The 14,298-nt window shown below is 69.1% G+C and carries 17 protein-coding genes; 11 read left to right on the forward strand and 6 right to left on the reverse strand.

What is annotated here, in order from left to right; genetic code table 11:
* The first annotated feature begins 91 nt into the window (after positions 1-91).
* Together EPN98_RS09805 and EPN98_RS09810 are read left to right on the forward strand one after the other, a co-directional pair.
* Positions 92-1,351: a serine hydrolase domain-containing protein gene (locus EPN98_RS09805; protein ID WP_293362507.1), complete on the forward strand. Its 1,260-nt coding sequence runs from the start codon at positions 92-94 to the stop codon at positions 1,349-1,351.
* Between the two features lie 53 nt (positions 1,352-1,404).
* Positions 1,405-2,289 carry a hypothetical protein gene (locus EPN98_RS09810; RefSeq protein WP_293362508.1) on the forward strand — a complete coding sequence of 295 codons (885 nt, stop codon included), beginning with the start codon at positions 1,405-1,407 and terminating at the stop codon, positions 2,287-2,289.
* 59 nt (positions 2,290-2,348) lie between these two features.
* Here the strand turns inward: EPN98_RS09810 and EPN98_RS09815 are convergent, their stop codons facing one another.
* On the reverse strand, positions 2,349-2,855 hold the full coding sequence (locus EPN98_RS09815) for a TetR/AcrR family transcriptional regulator (RefSeq protein WP_293362509.1): 507 nt from the start codon (positions 2,853-2,855) through the stop codon (positions 2,349-2,351).
* 91 nt (positions 2,856-2,946) lie between these two features.
* Here EPN98_RS09815 and EPN98_RS09820 point away from each other — a divergent pair, with 91 nt between their 5' ends.
* From EPN98_RS09820 to EPN98_RS09830, 3 genes are read left to right on the forward strand one after another with little or no spacing between them, the layout of a single operon-like run.
* On the forward strand, positions 2,947-3,336 hold the full coding sequence (locus tag EPN98_RS09820) for a hypothetical protein (protein ID WP_293362510.1): 390 nt from the start codon (positions 2,947-2,949) through the stop codon (positions 3,334-3,336).
* Positions 3,333-3,722 carry a nuclear transport factor 2 family protein gene (locus EPN98_RS09825; protein ID WP_293362511.1) on the forward strand — a complete coding sequence of 130 codons (390 nt, stop codon included), beginning with the start codon at positions 3,333-3,335 and terminating at the stop codon, positions 3,720-3,722. Before EPN98_RS09820 ends, EPN98_RS09825 begins: the two co-directional genes overlap by 4 nt.
* 21 nt (positions 3,723-3,743) lie before the next feature.
* Positions 3,744-4,127 (forward strand): MmcQ/YjbR family DNA-binding protein, encoded by a 384-nt coding sequence (locus tag EPN98_RS09830; RefSeq protein ID WP_293362512.1) that lies wholly within the window; start codon positions 3,744-3,746, stop codon positions 4,125-4,127.
* Between the two features lie 9 nt (positions 4,128-4,136).
* Here EPN98_RS09830 and EPN98_RS09835 read toward each other — a convergent pair whose 3' ends face one another.
* Entirely contained in the window at positions 4,137-4,340 is a 204-nt protein-coding gene (locus tag EPN98_RS09835) for a hypothetical protein (protein ID WP_293362513.1), read from the reverse strand.
* A 60-nt stretch (positions 4,341-4,400) separates the two neighbouring features.
* The gene (locus EPN98_RS09840; protein ID WP_293362514.1) at positions 4,401-5,303 is read right to left on the reverse strand and encodes an AraC family transcriptional regulator; all 903 of its coding nucleotides are present in this window, start codon (positions 5,301-5,303) and stop codon (positions 4,401-4,403) included.
* Between the two features lie 174 nt (positions 5,304-5,477).
* Between EPN98_RS09840 and EPN98_RS09845 the strand changes: the two genes are divergently transcribed.
* Entirely contained in the window at positions 5,478-6,419 is a 942-nt protein-coding gene (locus tag EPN98_RS09845) for an SDR family NAD(P)-dependent oxidoreductase (RefSeq protein ID WP_293362515.1), read from the forward strand.
* A 49-nt stretch (positions 6,420-6,468) separates the two neighbouring features.
* Here the strand turns inward: EPN98_RS09845 and EPN98_RS09850 are convergent, their stop codons facing one another.
* Positions 6,469-6,906 (reverse strand): SRPBCC domain-containing protein, encoded by a 438-nt coding sequence (locus EPN98_RS09850; RefSeq protein WP_293362516.1) that lies wholly within the window; start codon positions 6,904-6,906, stop codon positions 6,469-6,471.
* 286 nt (positions 6,907-7,192) lie between these two features.
* Between EPN98_RS09850 and EPN98_RS09855 the strand changes: the two genes are divergently transcribed.
* On the forward strand, positions 7,193-9,382 hold the full coding sequence (locus tag EPN98_RS09855) for a TonB-dependent hemoglobin/transferrin/lactoferrin family receptor (RefSeq protein WP_293362517.1): 2,190 nt from the start codon (positions 7,193-7,195) through the stop codon (positions 9,380-9,382).
* A gap of 14 nt (positions 9,383-9,396) precedes the next feature.
* A complete protein-coding gene (locus EPN98_RS09860) occupies positions 9,397-10,362 on the forward strand; it encodes a DUF6607 family protein (RefSeq protein WP_293362518.1) in 966 nt (321 codons plus the stop codon).
* Positions 10,363-10,366: 4 nt separating this feature from the next.
* Here the strand turns inward: EPN98_RS09860 and htpX are convergent, their stop codons facing one another.
* On the reverse strand, positions 10,367-11,296 hold the full coding sequence (htpX, locus tag EPN98_RS09865; RefSeq protein WP_293362519.1) for a zinc metalloprotease HtpX: 930 nt from the start codon (positions 11,294-11,296) through the stop codon (positions 10,367-10,369).
* A 91-nt stretch (positions 11,297-11,387) separates the two neighbouring features.
* Between htpX and EPN98_RS09870 the strand changes: the two genes are divergently transcribed.
* Positions 11,388-11,807 (forward strand): PaaI family thioesterase, encoded by a 420-nt coding sequence (locus tag EPN98_RS09870; protein ID WP_293362520.1) that lies wholly within the window; start codon positions 11,388-11,390, stop codon positions 11,805-11,807.
* Here EPN98_RS09870 and EPN98_RS09875 read toward each other — a convergent pair.
* A complete protein-coding gene (locus EPN98_RS09875) occupies positions 11,804-12,421 on the reverse strand; it encodes a DUF938 domain-containing protein (protein ID WP_293362521.1) in 618 nt (205 codons plus the stop codon). The genes EPN98_RS09870 and EPN98_RS09875 overlap by 4 nt on opposite strands.
* A 129-nt stretch (positions 12,422-12,550) precedes the next feature.
* Here EPN98_RS09875 and EPN98_RS09880 point away from each other — a divergent pair, with 129 nt between their 5' ends.
* Both EPN98_RS09880 and EPN98_RS09885 read left to right on the forward strand, forming a co-directional pair.
* Positions 12,551-12,976 carry a YciI family protein gene (locus EPN98_RS09880; RefSeq protein WP_293362522.1) on the forward strand — a complete coding sequence of 142 codons (426 nt, stop codon included), beginning with the start codon at positions 12,551-12,553 and terminating at the stop codon, positions 12,974-12,976.
* Positions 12,977-13,091: 115 nt separating this feature from the next.
* Positions 13,092-14,288 (forward strand): acyl-CoA dehydrogenase family protein, encoded by a 1,197-nt coding sequence (locus EPN98_RS09885; RefSeq protein ID WP_293362523.1) that lies wholly within the window; start codon positions 13,092-13,094, stop codon positions 14,286-14,288.
* Positions 14,289-14,298: the final 10 nt, after the last annotated feature.

Here is a 14,298-nt window from a genome sequence, read left to right on the forward strand (position 1 = left end):
GCCGGTTCCGCACAGGGCGGCGACGTCCTGAAATCTTGGAGACATGTAGGGGCGCGAGCTACGTTGGCGCTCGAGAGCATGAGGGGGAAACATGGCGGGGCTTCTAAAGGCCGGGCTGTTGGCCGGGGCGTTGGCGGCGGCCGTGGCCGCGGGATCGCCGGCGGTCGCGGCCAAGGCCGTGGACGCCAAGGCGTCGTCTTTGGTGATGGGCGACGCCGCGGCGCTGGGGTTCGATCCGGCTAAGCTGGATGTGGCGCGACAGGCGCTGAAGGCTGACGTCGCCAGCGGCAAGATCGCCGGCGCGTACCTCCTGGTGGGCCGCAAAGGGAAGGTGGCGTTCCAGGAGGGCTTCGGCGTGCAGGGGCCGGGCCAGACGAAGACGCCCGACGCCGAGACCATCTGGCGGATCTTCTCGATGACCAAGCCGATCGTGTCGGTCGTGGCCATGACCCTGGTGGAAGAGGGCAAGCTGGACATCGACGCGCCGGTCTCGAAGTACCTGCCGGAATACAAGGATCTGAAGGTGTGGCAGGCCGACGGGACCAGCGTCCCGGCGACCCGGCCGATGCTGGTGCGCCACCTGATGAGCCACACGTCGGGCCTGATCTACGGCTTCATCCAGCCGAACGCGCCGATCGCCAAGGCCTGGGCCGCGGGCGGCGAGAACCGCAATGACGTGAACAATCGCGAGTACGCCAGGCTGATCGCGGCGCTGCCGCTGAAGGCCGAGCCGGGGACCGCGTGGAACTATTCGCGCTCGACCGACGTGCTGGGCGCGGTGGTGGAGGTGGCGGGCGGCAAGCCGCTGGACGCCCTGGTTCGGGAGCGGGTGACGGGCCCGCTGGGCATGACCGACACGGGCTTCTTCCAGCCGGCGTCCAAGGCGGCGCGGTTCGCCGAGCCGAAGACGGCCGTCCCCTTCATGTACTACGACTACACCAAGCCGCCGGTGATGCAGTCAGCGGGCGGCGGGCTCTCGTCGACGGCGGAGGACTATCTGCGCTTCGCGCTGATGCTGGCCGGCGACGGCGAGTACAAGGGCGTGCGGATCCTGAAGAAGGAGACGCTGATGCGCATGCGCCAGGACGAGACGACGCCCGAGATCCGCCGCGCCGGCGTGTTCTTCCCCGGCCCGGGGATGGGCTTCGGTCTCGGGTTCAGCCTGGTCAACGACGACAAGCTGCAGCGGCCGGGGAACGGGACGTTCTCGTGGTGGGGCATCGCCGGGACCGAGTTCTGGGTCGACCCGAAGAACGAGACCTTCATGATCTTCATGATCCAGGCCCGCGAACTCGCGCAGGAGTATCAGCGGAAGAACCGCGCCTGGATCTACGACGCGTTGGTGAAGTAGGGGCCGAGCCGGCGCTCCCCTTCCGGGGGAGCGTTTGGTGATAGGCTGGGCGCATGTCGTCCCCCGAGCCGCCCATCGCGTACATCGCGCGCACCCATGCCTGGTACGGGGCGCTGGGCTATCCGCCCTACCGCTATGCGGCCTACGAGGAGACGCCCTTCGCGCCCTTGGGGCGAAGCCTGGCCGATGCGCGGGTGGCGCTGCTGACGACGGCGGCGCCTTATCGGCCCGAGCTGGGCGACCAGGGGCCGGGGGCGGCCTACAACGCGGCGGCCAAGTTCTATGACGTGTGGTCGGGGGACGTGAACGTCGCGCACGACCTGCGGGTCAGCCACGTGGCGGTGGACCAGGCGCACCTTTCCGACGACCAGAACTGCTGGTTCCCGTTGCCCGCGTTGCAGAGGGCGGCGGCGGCCGGACGGATCGGCGGGGTGGCGGCGCGCTTTCACGGCGTGCCCACCAACCGCAGCCAGCGGCACACCCTGGAGGTCGACGCGCCGCAGGTGCTGGCCCGGGTCCGGGAGGACGGCGCGGACGCGGCCGTTCTGGTGGCCAACTGTCCCGTCTGCCACCAGTCGATGACCTTGGTGGCGCGGACCTTGGAGGCGGCGGGCGTCGCCACCGTGGTGGTGGGCGCGGCGAGGGACGTCGTGGAGCACGTGGGCGCGCCCCGGTTCCTGTTCTCGGATATGCCGCTGGGCAACGCCGCAGGATTGCCGCGTGACGCCGGCTCGCAGGACCTGGTGATCGAGATGGCGCTGGCGCTCCTGGCGAGCGCGACGGCGCCGCGGACGACCGTGCAGACGCCGCTGACGTGGCCGGTCGCGGGCTGGAAGCGGGACTACATGAACCTGGACGTTCTGACGCCGGAGGAGATCGCGCGGCGGCGCGCCGAGAACGAGGCGAACCGGGCGGTCGCGGCGGGGCTGCGCGGGTAGAGCCGAAGGGCGTCTCGGACCTCCGCGACTGGGTCTTTCAATGTTGAAGGAGTAAGGCGCTAACTCTCGAAAAGGGTGGCGATGTCATCGATCGCCTCGGGCGGGATGGCGTTGTGGCGCGGGTCCATGACGACCGACTGGCCCAGGTAGGCCCAATAGAGGAACGCGGCGCGGGGGGCGGCGCGGTCGGCGGGGACGCCGGCGTCGGTGAGCAGGGTCTCGACCCGGGCCAGGCGGCGACTGTCGACCTCGGCGAGGGCGGCGGCGACCTGCGGGTCTTCGGCGGCCCAGGCGCGGACGGCGCGCTCGAGGCTGCGGCCCGGGCGCATGGTGCGCTGGAGCAGCCGCTGCAAGCCGCCAGCGCCGGCGGCGCGAGCGTCGAGGTCGTGGATCACCTGATCGGTCGTGGCCTTCCGCCAGGCGGCCAGTAGCTGCGTGCGGAAGTCGTCGATGTCGGCGAAGTGCCAGTAGAAGCTGCCGCGCGAGACGCCCAGGCCCGCGGCCATAGCGCCCACCTTCAGCCCGTTGTGCCCCTCGCCCGCCAGCGTGAGAAGGCCGTGGCGCAACCACGCGTTTCGGGAGAGCCGCTTTGGGGTCATCGAACAAACCATACACGAGTGTATTGACTCGCCAAGCGCCATCACCATACATGTGTGTATGGTGATGCAGATTCAGGACTGGGCCCTCCTCTGGGCCGGGGTTATCGGCGGCGGCGTGGCGGTGGTCCACGGCGTGCTGACCCAGAAGCTGATGGTGGCGCCGGTGACCGCGCAGACGCGGCTGTCGCCGGTGATCCGGCGGCTGACGGCGGCGCTGCTGCAGTACTCCACGTTCAACTGGCTGCTGGGCGGGGCAGCCCTGGTGGTGGTGGCCGTCACGGCGGTAGCGCCGCAGGCCAAGCTGGCGGTGGGCCTGCTGGTCGGATCGTCGTATCTGTTCGCCGTGGTCGGCAACTTCTGGGGCACGCGCGGCCGCCATCCGGGTTGGGCGCTCTATGCGGTCAGCCTGGGCCTGATTGTCTTTGGCCTCTGGGGGAACATCGCATGACCTTGCCTGCGATCGACGGCTGGCGCGCCTATATGGAGAGTCATGACACCAAGGCGCTCTGGGCGCTGCTGGATGAAGACGCGGTCTTCGAGAGCCCGGTGGTGCATACGCCGCAGCGCGGGCGCGAGATCACGTTCAAGTATCTGGTCGGGGCGCTGTCGGTGCTCGGGGGCGAGGGCTTCCGCTACACCCGTGAATGGGCGAACGATTCCGGCGTGGTGCTGGAGTTCGAGACAGAGATTCAGGGGATCACGATCAACGGCGTCGACCTGATCGAATGCACGCCGGACGGCCAGCGGATCTCCCACTTCAAGGTGATGATCCGGCCGCTGAAGGCCATCAATCTGCTGCACCGGTTGATGGGTGAGCAACTGGCCAAGGCCTGAACCCGGTCCTAGGCTCCGGCCATGGAACTGGGTCCACAGACGCGGGCGCTGCAGGCGCGGCTGGAGGCGCTGCCGGGGGCGGTGGGCGAGCCGATGACCGCCTCGCGCGGCCGCGAGCCGCTGGTGATTCTCTACAAGGTGATGGGCAAGATGTTCGCGATCCTGGCGGCGCGCGGGCCCCAGAACGTGATCGTCAAATGCGATCCCCACCTCGCCGAGATCCTGCGCGAGCAGTACGCGGGCGTCGGCCACCGCTCGCACCTGGACCGGCGGTTCTGGATCAGCATCGACCTGGACAGCGACGTGCCGGCCGATGAGATCCTGCGGCTGGCTGAGGCCAGCTACCGGCTCATCTGTGACGGGCTGACGAGGAAGCAGAAGGCCGAGTTGGCGGCGCTGGGCTGAGCGCACGCCTCAGGGATTGCGACGCATCGAGGAGTCGCCCCGCCGGGACTGTTCGTTGAGCAGGCCCAGCGTGTGGCGGGCGTCTTCCTCGGACAGGCCCACCTGGGGCGCGCCCCCGACGATCGCCGGCTCGCTGGTCCAGATGACGAAGACCGTGAAACCGGACTTGTCCGGGCGGATGGCGTAGCGGTCTCTCTTGCGTTCGTCAGGCATCGCGGCGGACCTTGCCCCATCCGCGTCGGCCCTGCCAAGCCGCCCGTGGCGTCAACCCGGTCAGGTCAGGGCTTCGAGGGGCGCGGTTTCGCCACGCAAGCGCACGGCGTCGCGGGCCGGCGGCGCGCCGAAATGGCGCGCATATTCGCGGCTGAACTGCGAGGCGCTTTCATAGCCCACGGCGTAGCCGGCGCGGCTGACGTCGCGACTTGCGATCAGCAGGCTGCGGGCGTGCTGGAGGCGGAGCGTCTTCTGGAACTGCAGCGGGCTCATGGCCGTGGCCGCCTTGAAGTGGCGGTGGAACGAGGCGGCGCTCATGCCCGCCAGGTCGGCCAGGTCTTCCACGCGCATGGGCCGGTCGAAGTGGGTGCGGATCCACTCGACGGCGCGGCGGACACGGGACAGGCGGCTGTCGCCGGTGGCGATCTGGCGCAGCACAGGGCCCTGCGGCCCCTGGAGCAGGCGGTACAGGATCTCGCGCTCGATCAGCGGCGCCAGGACAGGCAGATCGGCGGGGGTGTCGAGCAGGGCGATCAGCCGGGTCCACGGATCGACGAGGTCGCGGGTGACAGGGCTGACCGCGAACGCCTGGGCCCGGACATCCGGCCGTTCGGGCGGGGCGGGGACGCTGGGCAGGAGCGAGGCCAGCACATCGCGCGACAGGCGCAGGCTGACCGCCAGATAGGGTTGCTCGCGGCTGGCCTCGATGATCCGGCCCGCGGCCGGCAAGTCGAGCGAGGCTATGAAGTAGCCCTGCGGATCGTAGCGCAGCACCTGGTCGCCGATCAGCACCTCCTTGGCGCCCTGAAGCACCAGGCAGACCATCGGCTCATAGACGCCCGACGCCAGGCCTGAAGGCGCCTCGGCCCGATGGATGAACAGGCCTGGCAGCGGGGTCGCATTGCGGGTGGCGGTGGCGTGGCGCAGCGCTGTCGCGCGCAGGGGTTCGAGCAGGTCGGCCATGCTCCGATGATCGGATCGGATGCCTGGATGCGCAAGGGCCGCGCGCGCACGAAGGACATCGGTGAGAGGATCAGGCAACGGTTCGAGGCGATCGGGCGCGCGTCCGCTGGCGGGCGCCGCCAACTTCACGGACAACGGCGCGGCCCTGGCGGCGTCACGATGTGGAGAACCATCATGAGCAAGACCTTCGGACACGACAGCACGACAGACGAGGTGCTGGAGGGCGTCGACCTGACCGGCAAGCGCGTTCTGGTCACCGGCGTGTCGGCGGGCCTGGGCGTCGAGACGGCCCGCGTGTTGGCGGCGCATGGCGCGCAGGTGACCGGCGCGGCCCGCGACCTGAACAAGGCGAAGGCGGCGACCGCAGGCATTCCCGGCCTCGAGCTGATCGAACTGGACCTGGCGTCGCTGGCCAGCGCCCGGGCGGCGGCCGACAGGCTGGTCGCGGCGGGCAAGCCGTTCGATCTGGTCATCGCCAACGCCGGCGTCATGGCCACTCCCTTCGGCAAGACGGTCGATGGCTTCGAGACCCAGTTCGGAACCAACCACCTGGGCCACTTCGTGTTCGTGAACCGGATCGCCTCGCTGTTCGCGCCAGGCTCGCGGCTGGTGAATCTCTCCTCGGCCGGCCACCGATTCTCGGACATCGACCTGGACGACCCGAACTTCGACCGCACGCCCTATGCCGAGTTCATCGCCTACGGCCGCTCGAAGACTGCCAACGTGCTGTTCGCGGTGGAGTTCGATCGGCGCAACAGGGACCGCGGTGTCCGTGCGACCGCTGTGCATCCTGGGGGCATACAGACCGAGCTTGGCCGCTACATGACCGAAGAGGTGCGCCAGCAGATGTTGACCGCCGCGACCCAAGCGACGCCGGCCGGCGGGGCCCCGGCGTTCCGCTGGAAGACCATCCCGCAGGGGGCCTCGACCTCGGTGTGGGCAGGCGTGGTGGCCCCGGCCGAGGCTGTGGGCGGCCGCTACTGCGAGGACTGCCACGTGGCCGAGGTGGTCGATGACGACAGCCTGCGCGGCGGCGTCCGCCCGTATGCTATCGACGCAGAGCGCGCCAAGGCGCTCTGGGCCAGGAGCGAGGAGATGGTGGGCGAGGTCTTCTAGGCGCGAAATACGGCATCCCCTTCTCCCGGTCCGAGAGAAGGGGGCGTCCTTAGCGGACGCCGTGGATCTGGGCGGATTCTTCGGCGAGGCTCTTGATCTCGCGGATGGCCTCCTCGGCCTGGCGTTCGAGGACCCGCGCCTCGCTGGCCACGTAGGGGCCGGTCGTGAAGTCGAGCCGGGTCATCCGGCCGTTCTGGGTGATCTCGAAGGTGTCGCAGAACGAGCGCCCTTCGGGCGCCACGGCGCCCTCGGTGTACTCGAACTTCAGCAGTTTCTCGGGGCGGATCGCGGTGACGGCGCCCCGGGCGCGCGTGCGGCCATCAGCCTCCTTCCACGTGACTTCGTCGCCTTCGCGCCAGGACGTGCGGATGTGCAGGCCGTCCTGGTAGGCGGCCGCCCACTCGCGAATCAACTCGGGCGTGGTCAGAACCCGCCAGACCTCGCCGGGCGGCGCATCGATATCGAGGGTGTGCTTCAGAGTCGTCATGGGCGTGCTCAACTCGATAACCAATCTTCTATGGAACGACGAAGTTCCCGAGTTTGGATGCACCCTGCCAAACGCGGAGGTTGAGCCGAACCAAGGTCTCTTGGGAGTTCCACCCGATCGGACTGCAGCGCGATTCAACCCGCAGGAGGTAGCCTGCCCTATGGCGGCGAAATCGTGTCGCCGCCAAATTGTCGCACCTGCAACATGTCTCGATACAAATTGAGATTGATTCTCAGAAGCAGTCGCAATAAGAGCGCAGCCGGATCAGCTAGGAGATCGGCCCCTCATGCGCCCTGCCCTGTTCGGCTTCGCCTCGGCGTTCGTGCTCGCTGCCATGCCGGCCCTTGCAGACGAGGAGGGCGAGGCCGCCTCGGTCGACCCTGTGACCGTGCTGGGCGCCCGCACCGAGAAGCCCCAGAGCGAGGTCCCGGCGACGGTCAGCGTGATCTCTGCCGAGGACCTGGAAGACCGGCTGGCGGCCGACATCCGCGACGTTGTGAAGCTGGAGCCCGGCGTCTCGGCCCGGTCCAGCCCGACGCGGTTCGGAGCGGCGCTGGGCGCGACAGGCCGCGACGGCAACGCCGGGTTCAACATCCGCGGCCTGGAAGGCAATCGGGTGCTGATCCAGGTCGACGGCGTGCGTGTGCCCGACGGGTTCACGTTCGGCGCGCAGGCGGCGGGTCGCGGCGACTATCAGGACCTCGACCTGATGAAGTCGGTGGAGATTCTACGGGGTCCCGCCTCGGCGCTCTATGGCAGCGACGGTGTCGCCGGCGCGGTCAGCTTCACCACCAAGGATCCGGCCGACTTCCTCGAGGGGCCCGCCAGCTTCGGGGGCCGGGTGCGCGGCGTCTACGGTTCGGCCGACGGCAGCGTCGGCGGCGCGACGGTGTTGGCCGGACGCCGGGGGCAGGTCTCGGCGATGATCGCCTACACCTACCGCGAAGGCCACGAGACCGAGACGCAAGGCCGCAACAGTTCGGCCGACACCGACCGCACGAAGGCCAACCCACAGGACGTCCTGACCCGCTCGGTGCTGGGCAAGGTGGTCTATGAGCCCTCGGACAACAATCGCATCCGGTTGAGCGCCGAGCACTTCGATCGCGATATCAAGACGACGGTGCTGAGCGGGATCGCCAAGCCGCCGCTGGCCGCGACCAGCGTGCTGGCGCTGAAGGCGGCCGACGACATCTCGCGCCGACGTGTGACCCTGGACCAGCGCCTGACCTTGGAGGGCAGCTCCGTCGACCGCATCCTGTGGTCGGCCTACTGGCAGGACTCGAAGTCGGTGCAGTTCACCGGCGAGGACCGCAATGTCTCGGCAGACCGCACCCGGCTGAACACCTTCAATAACCGCGTCTATGGCGTGGCCGCGCAGCTGGAGAGCAGGTTCGCGCTGGGCGGTGTGGAACACCGGTTGATCTACGGCGTCGACGCCTCGAAGACCCGCCAGACGGGCGTGCGAGACGGGACTGTCCCGCCAGCCGGCGAGCTGTTCCCGACCCGGGCCTTCCCGCTCACCGACTATACGCTGGTGGGCGCGTTCGTGCAGGACGAGATCGCCTTCGCCGACGGCCGGCTGATGATCTACCCCGCCATCCGCTACGACCACTACGATCTGAACCCGGAGACCGACCCGCTGCTGCCGAACTTCGCGCCGGCCGACTCATCGGACGGTCGGGTCTCGCCGAAGCTGGGCGTTGTGTTCAAGCCGACCGAACGGACGCGGCTGTTCGCCAACTATGCCTGGGGTTTCAAGGCGCCGGCGCCGGCCCAGGTGAACAACGTCTTCGCCAACCCGATCCAGAACTACCTCTCGCTGCCCAATCCGGACCTGAAGCCGGAGACCAGCGAGGCGTTCGAACTGGGGGCCCGATGGGTGTCTCCGATGTGGTCGGTCGAGGTTACGGGGTTCTCAGGCGAGTACAGAGACTTCATCGAGCAGCTGCAGGTGGCGGGGGCCTTCACGCCCGCCAACCCTGGCGTCTTCCAGTACGTGAACTTCAGCAAGGTGAAGATCCACGGGATCGAGGGCCGCGCGCGACTGCGGCTGGAGAACGGCCTGGGCGCCTTCCTGGGCGCCTCATACGCCAAGGGCGACAGCTACAATCCGAACAAGGCCCCGCTGGACTCGGTCGACCCCGTAAAGGTCACCGCCGGCGTCAGCTATCGCGACGCCGAAGGACGGTTCGGCGGCGAACTGACCGTGGTGCGCACCGAGCGCAAGGACGCCGATCGCGTGGCGGTGACCTGCACGCCGACCTGCTTCCGCCCGACCGCCTCGACCGTGGTCGACGTCACCGCCTTCTGGCGTGTGGTCGACGGCCTGACCGCGCGGGCCGGCGTCTTCAATCTCGGCGACGCGAAATACGCCTACTGGAACGACGCGCGGGGCCTTTCGTCGACGGCAGCCAGCCGCGACGCCTACACCCAGCCCGGGCGCAACGTCTCGCTCTCGCTCACCTACGACTTCTGACGGAGGACACGTCTATGATGATGCGCCGAACCTGCCTCAGCTTCGCCATTGCGATCACCACCGCCGCACCCGCTCTGGCCGCCGGCAGGCCGCCCGAGCAGGACCGGCAGTCGATCCTGGCGATGGCCGGCGACTACAAGGTGCGCTTCGATATGCGCGAGACGGCGGCGTTCGTGCCCGACTACAAGCCGCTGGAGCCGAAGAGGAGCGGCGGCCACGAGGTGGTGCGCGTGGTCGAGGATCGCGGTGACTTCATCAGCCTCCAGCACATGCTGGTCATCGAGGGCGAGGACAGGAAGCCCGTCATCGTCAAGCACTGGCGTCAGGACTGGACGTACGAGCCGGCAAAGGTGGTGGTCTATGAGAGCGCCGGACGCTGGATCCAGAAGGCCGTGCCGGCGGGCCAACGCAAAGGCGCCTGGTCCCAGACGGTATGGCAGACCGACGACTCGCCCCGCTACGGCGGCGTCGGCAAATGGGCGTACGATCACGGTGTGGCCCGTTGGCAGAGCGACCAGACCCTGCGCCCCCTGGCCCGGCGCGACGCCGTGCGCCACCCCGTCTACACTTGGTACGTCGGGGTGAATCGCCATGCCCTGACGCCAAGCGGTTGGGTTCACGAGCAGGACAACGCGAAGGTGGGCGTGCGCGATGGCAAGCCGGTGACCTACGTGCACGAGGTGGTGATCAACACCTACGAGCGGTTCAACGCCTACAACGTGGCCGCCGCGGACGACTATTGGGCCAAGACCAAGGGCTACTGGGCCGACGTGCGGGGCGCCTGGGACCAGGCGATCGCCAAGGGCGGTGGCGTGCGGGTGACCGAGGAGGCTCAGTCCGGATCGGTGACGGGTCCGAAGCTCATGGGCCTGGCCGACGAGATCGCCGACGGCCGGATCGACGCGACCCGAGCCTCGGCCGAGGCCCGGGCTCTGATCTCCGGCGCCGAAAAGGCGCGGCCGCTGGCTGCGATGGAGTAGCCCGCTAGCTCCAGGGTCCGGGGCGGCGGGAGCCCGTCAGGGGCACGGCGCTGCGGCGCGCCCGGCTCACCGCCGGCCGCTCGCCCATCTTCAACAACGCGCGGACGCGGTTCTCGGTGGCCGGGTGGGTCGAGAACAGGTTGTCCGTGCCGCTGCCGGCCAGCGGGTTGATGATGAACATGTGGGCCGTGGCCGGATTGCGCTCGGCGTCGGCATTGAAGTAGCCGCCGCGGGCGTAGGCGTCGATCTTCTGCAGGGCCGAGGCCAGCGCCTGGGGATCGCCCGCCATCTCGGCGCCTTCGCGGTCGGCCTCGTACTCGCGGCCGCGGCTGATGGCCATCTGCACAAGGGCCGCCGCCATCGGCGCCACGATCATCATCACCAGCATGCCCAGAATGCCGGTGGGGCGGCCTTCCTCGTCGCGGCCGCCGAACAGGAACGCGAAGTTGGCCAGCATGCCGATCGCGCCGGCGATGGTGGCGGTGATGGTCATGGTCAGAGTGTCGCGATGCTTCACGTGCGCCAGTTCGTGGGCCATCACGCCGCGGATTTCGCGACGGTCCAGCATGCCCAGCAGGCCGCGCGTGGCGGCCACGGCGGCGTGCGCCGGATCGCGGCCGGTGGCGAACGCGTTCGGCTGGTCCTGGTCGATCACATAGACCTTGGGCGCCGGCATGTTGGCGCGGGCCGCCAGCTCCAGCACGTCGTTCACATAGGTGCGGACCAGCGGCTCAGGGTGCGAGGCGTCCACCTCGGTGGCCCGGTACATGGAGAGCACGATCTTGTCGGCGTTCCAGTAGCTGAACATGTTCATGCCGGCCGCCAGCACGAAGGCGATCAACATGCCGGTAGCCCCGCCGATGAGATAGCCGACGCCCAGGAACAGGGCCGTCATGGCCGCGAGCAGGGTGAAGGTGCGAAGGTGGTTCTTCATGGTCCTTGCGAAGTGGTTCTAAACTTAGGCCACCATATGGGATCAGTCGTACGCGTATGGAAGAGCGTACGCGTATGCGGGAGAGAACCAGATGTCCGACGCCGTCGCCGCCACGCTGCAGTCGACCTTGGGCCAGGTGCGGGTGGTCAGCCTGGAGGGCGGCAAGGCGGTTATCGAGTACGAGGTTGGCCCGCAGATGTGCCACTCGGGCGGCGTGGCGCAGGGCGGTTTCGTGTGCGGCTGGATCGATGCGGCCATGGCGCACGCCTCCATCTCGCTGATGCCTGAGATGACCCCGATGTCGCTGGAGCTGAAGGTCAGCTATTTCGCCCCCGCGCGGCCGGGGCGCGTGACCGCCGAGGGCTGGATCGAGCGGCGCGGACGCGCCACCTGCTTCGCCGAGGGCCGGCTGGTGGACCCCGAGGGCAAGGTGCTGGCCAAGGCGAGCTCGACCATCCGCCTGATCCCGCGCGAGGCAGTCGAGGCCGCGGCGAAGAAGGCGCTGGGTTAGGTCTTCCGGAAGAATACCGAGAGGTTGTTGGCGGGCATCGCAAGCCGTTCGGTCAGCCTGAGGCCGCACTCGGAGGCGAGCGCGGCGACCTCTTCCAGGCGGCGCAAACCCCAGGCGGAGTTGCGATCCTTCAGGCTCTGGTCGAAGGCCAGGTTGCTGGGCGCGGTCTCGACGCCGGCCTCCAGGTAGGGACCGTAGAGGTAGAGCAGCCCGCCCGGCGGCAGCACGCGCGCGGCGCCCGCCATCAGGCCCTGTGTCGCCGACCAGGGCGAGATGTGGATCATGTTGATGTTCACGATCGCGTCGGCCTGGGCGACCGGCCAATTGTCCGGGTCGGATGCGTCGAGACGCAGGGGCGGCAGGAGATTCGGGAGAGCGGCGTGATCGCGCCAGGCGGCGATGCTGGCCAGAGCCTCGGCGTCCGGGTCGGTGGGTCGCCACTGCAGGTGGGGCAGGGCGGCGGCGTTGTGGACGGCATGCTCGCCGGCCCCGGCGGCGATCTCCAGCACGAGGCCAAGGGCGGGCAGGCGCGGGGCCAGCACCTCAAGGATCGGCGCGCGATTGCGCGCCGTGGACGGCGAGACCCGGGCGCCAGGGGGTGGGGTGGCGGACATGGGGCCTCCTTAGCTCGCGGGCCCGGGGTTGGGGAGCACGCGCAAAGAATCTGCGGCAAGGATGTCGGCTTGCGAACGCCCCGGTTCGTCGTCCCAGCGAGACGCAAACAGGTTCGAGGGAGACAAGCGATGCGGGTGATGGTGTTCGGGTTCGCCGACGCGGCCAGTGAAGCGGGCGCGCCGCCCTCGCCCGAGGCCTGGGAGGCCATGGACAGATTCATGGAGGATCTGGCCGCGGCCGGCGTCCTGGTGGCCGCGGCCGGTCTCAAGCCGACCCGGCAATCCAAGCGCGTCGCGGTCGACGGCCCGCGGCGCGCCGTCATCGACGGGCCGTTCACCGAGACCAAGGACGTGATCGCCGGCTTCCATATCTGGGAGGTCAAGGACATGGACGAGGCCGTGGAATGGGCCAAGCGCTCGCCCGCCTTGAGCGACACCCCGGCGATGATGGAAATCCGGCCCTTCCTGGAGCCCGAGGACCTGACGGACTTCCTGACGGCGGAAGACCTGGCGAGGCCCCGCGACGGTGAGCGCGGGAAGCTGGGGGTGGCTTAGCGGCCTGGCGAAGACCTGGCCCGGCCACCGGCAAGCGCCGGGCAGTTCGCGCTGGCCTGACGCAAGGGCGAGTGGGCTCAAGTCGCGCAACCTTGCGGATGGACGGGAGATCGGCGTGAACCTTGAACCCAGCGAAGCGGACGAGGCGTTCCGGGCGACCATCCGGGCGTACTTCCAGACCGAGTACCCGCAGGACATCCTGGCCAAGCTCGCCAACGGCCAGACGCTGGACAAGGCCGACCTTGTCGCCTCGGAACGGGCGCTGAGCGCCAAGGGCTGGCTCGCGCCGGGATGGCCGAAGGCCTACGGGGGCACCGGCTGGACCGTGGCCGAACGTTTCATCTTCGACGAGGAGCTGGAACGCGCCGGCGCGCCCAACGTGTCGCCCATGGGGCTGCTGTACGTGGCGCCCGTCATCTACACCTTCGGCACGCAGGCGCAGAAGGACCGCTGGCTGGACGACATCCTGTCGTCGCGCACTTTCTGGGCTCAGGGTTACTCGGAACCGGACGCCGGCTCGGACCTCGCGTCGCTGCGCACCCGCGCCGTGCGCGACGGCGACCACTACATCGTGGACGGCGAGAAGACCTGGACCAGCAACGGCCACTACGCCGACTGGATCTTCTGCCTGGTGCGGACCTCGGACGAGGGCAAGAAGCAGGCGGGCATCACCTTCCTCTGCATGGACATGACCACGCCGGGGATCGAGGTGAAGCCGATCATCACCATCGACGGCGGCCACCACCTGAACAGCATCACGTTCACCGGCGTCCGCGTGCCGGTCGAGAACCGCATCGGCGACGAGGGCCTGGGCTGGACCTATGCGCGGCACCTCTTGAACCATGAGCGGACCTCGTACGCCCACGTGGCCGGCAAGCGGCGCCAACTGGAGGCGCTGCGCGAGGCCTCGGCCGACGCGCCCTGGGGCGACGAGCTGGCGCGGGAGGGCTCGGGTCTGCGGCGTCGCACGGCCGAGGCCGAGATCGACCTGATGTGCCTGGAGATGACGACGCTGCGCGCGCTGGCGCCGCTGACCAACGGCGAGGCGCCCGGCGACGAGGCCTCGATCATCAAGATCGCCGCGACCGAGACGGCCCAGACGATCACCGAGCGCTACCTGGAGCTGGCCGGCCTGTACGCCCAGCCCTTCTTCGCCGATCGCGAGCGCGCGGACTGGCGCGCCGGGCTGGAGGACATCCCGGCCTTCGCCGCGCCGGGCACGGCCAGCTACTTCTTCACCCGCGCCCAGACGATCTACGGCGGCACGAACGAGATCCAGAAGAACATCATCGCCCGCCAGCTGGGGCTCTGAGCCGGGGTGT

Origin of the sequence: Phenylobacterium sp. (genome assembly GCF_004299445.1) — a bacterium.
Taxonomy (GTDB): domain Bacteria; phylum Pseudomonadota; class Alphaproteobacteria; order Caulobacterales; family Caulobacteraceae; genus Phenylobacterium.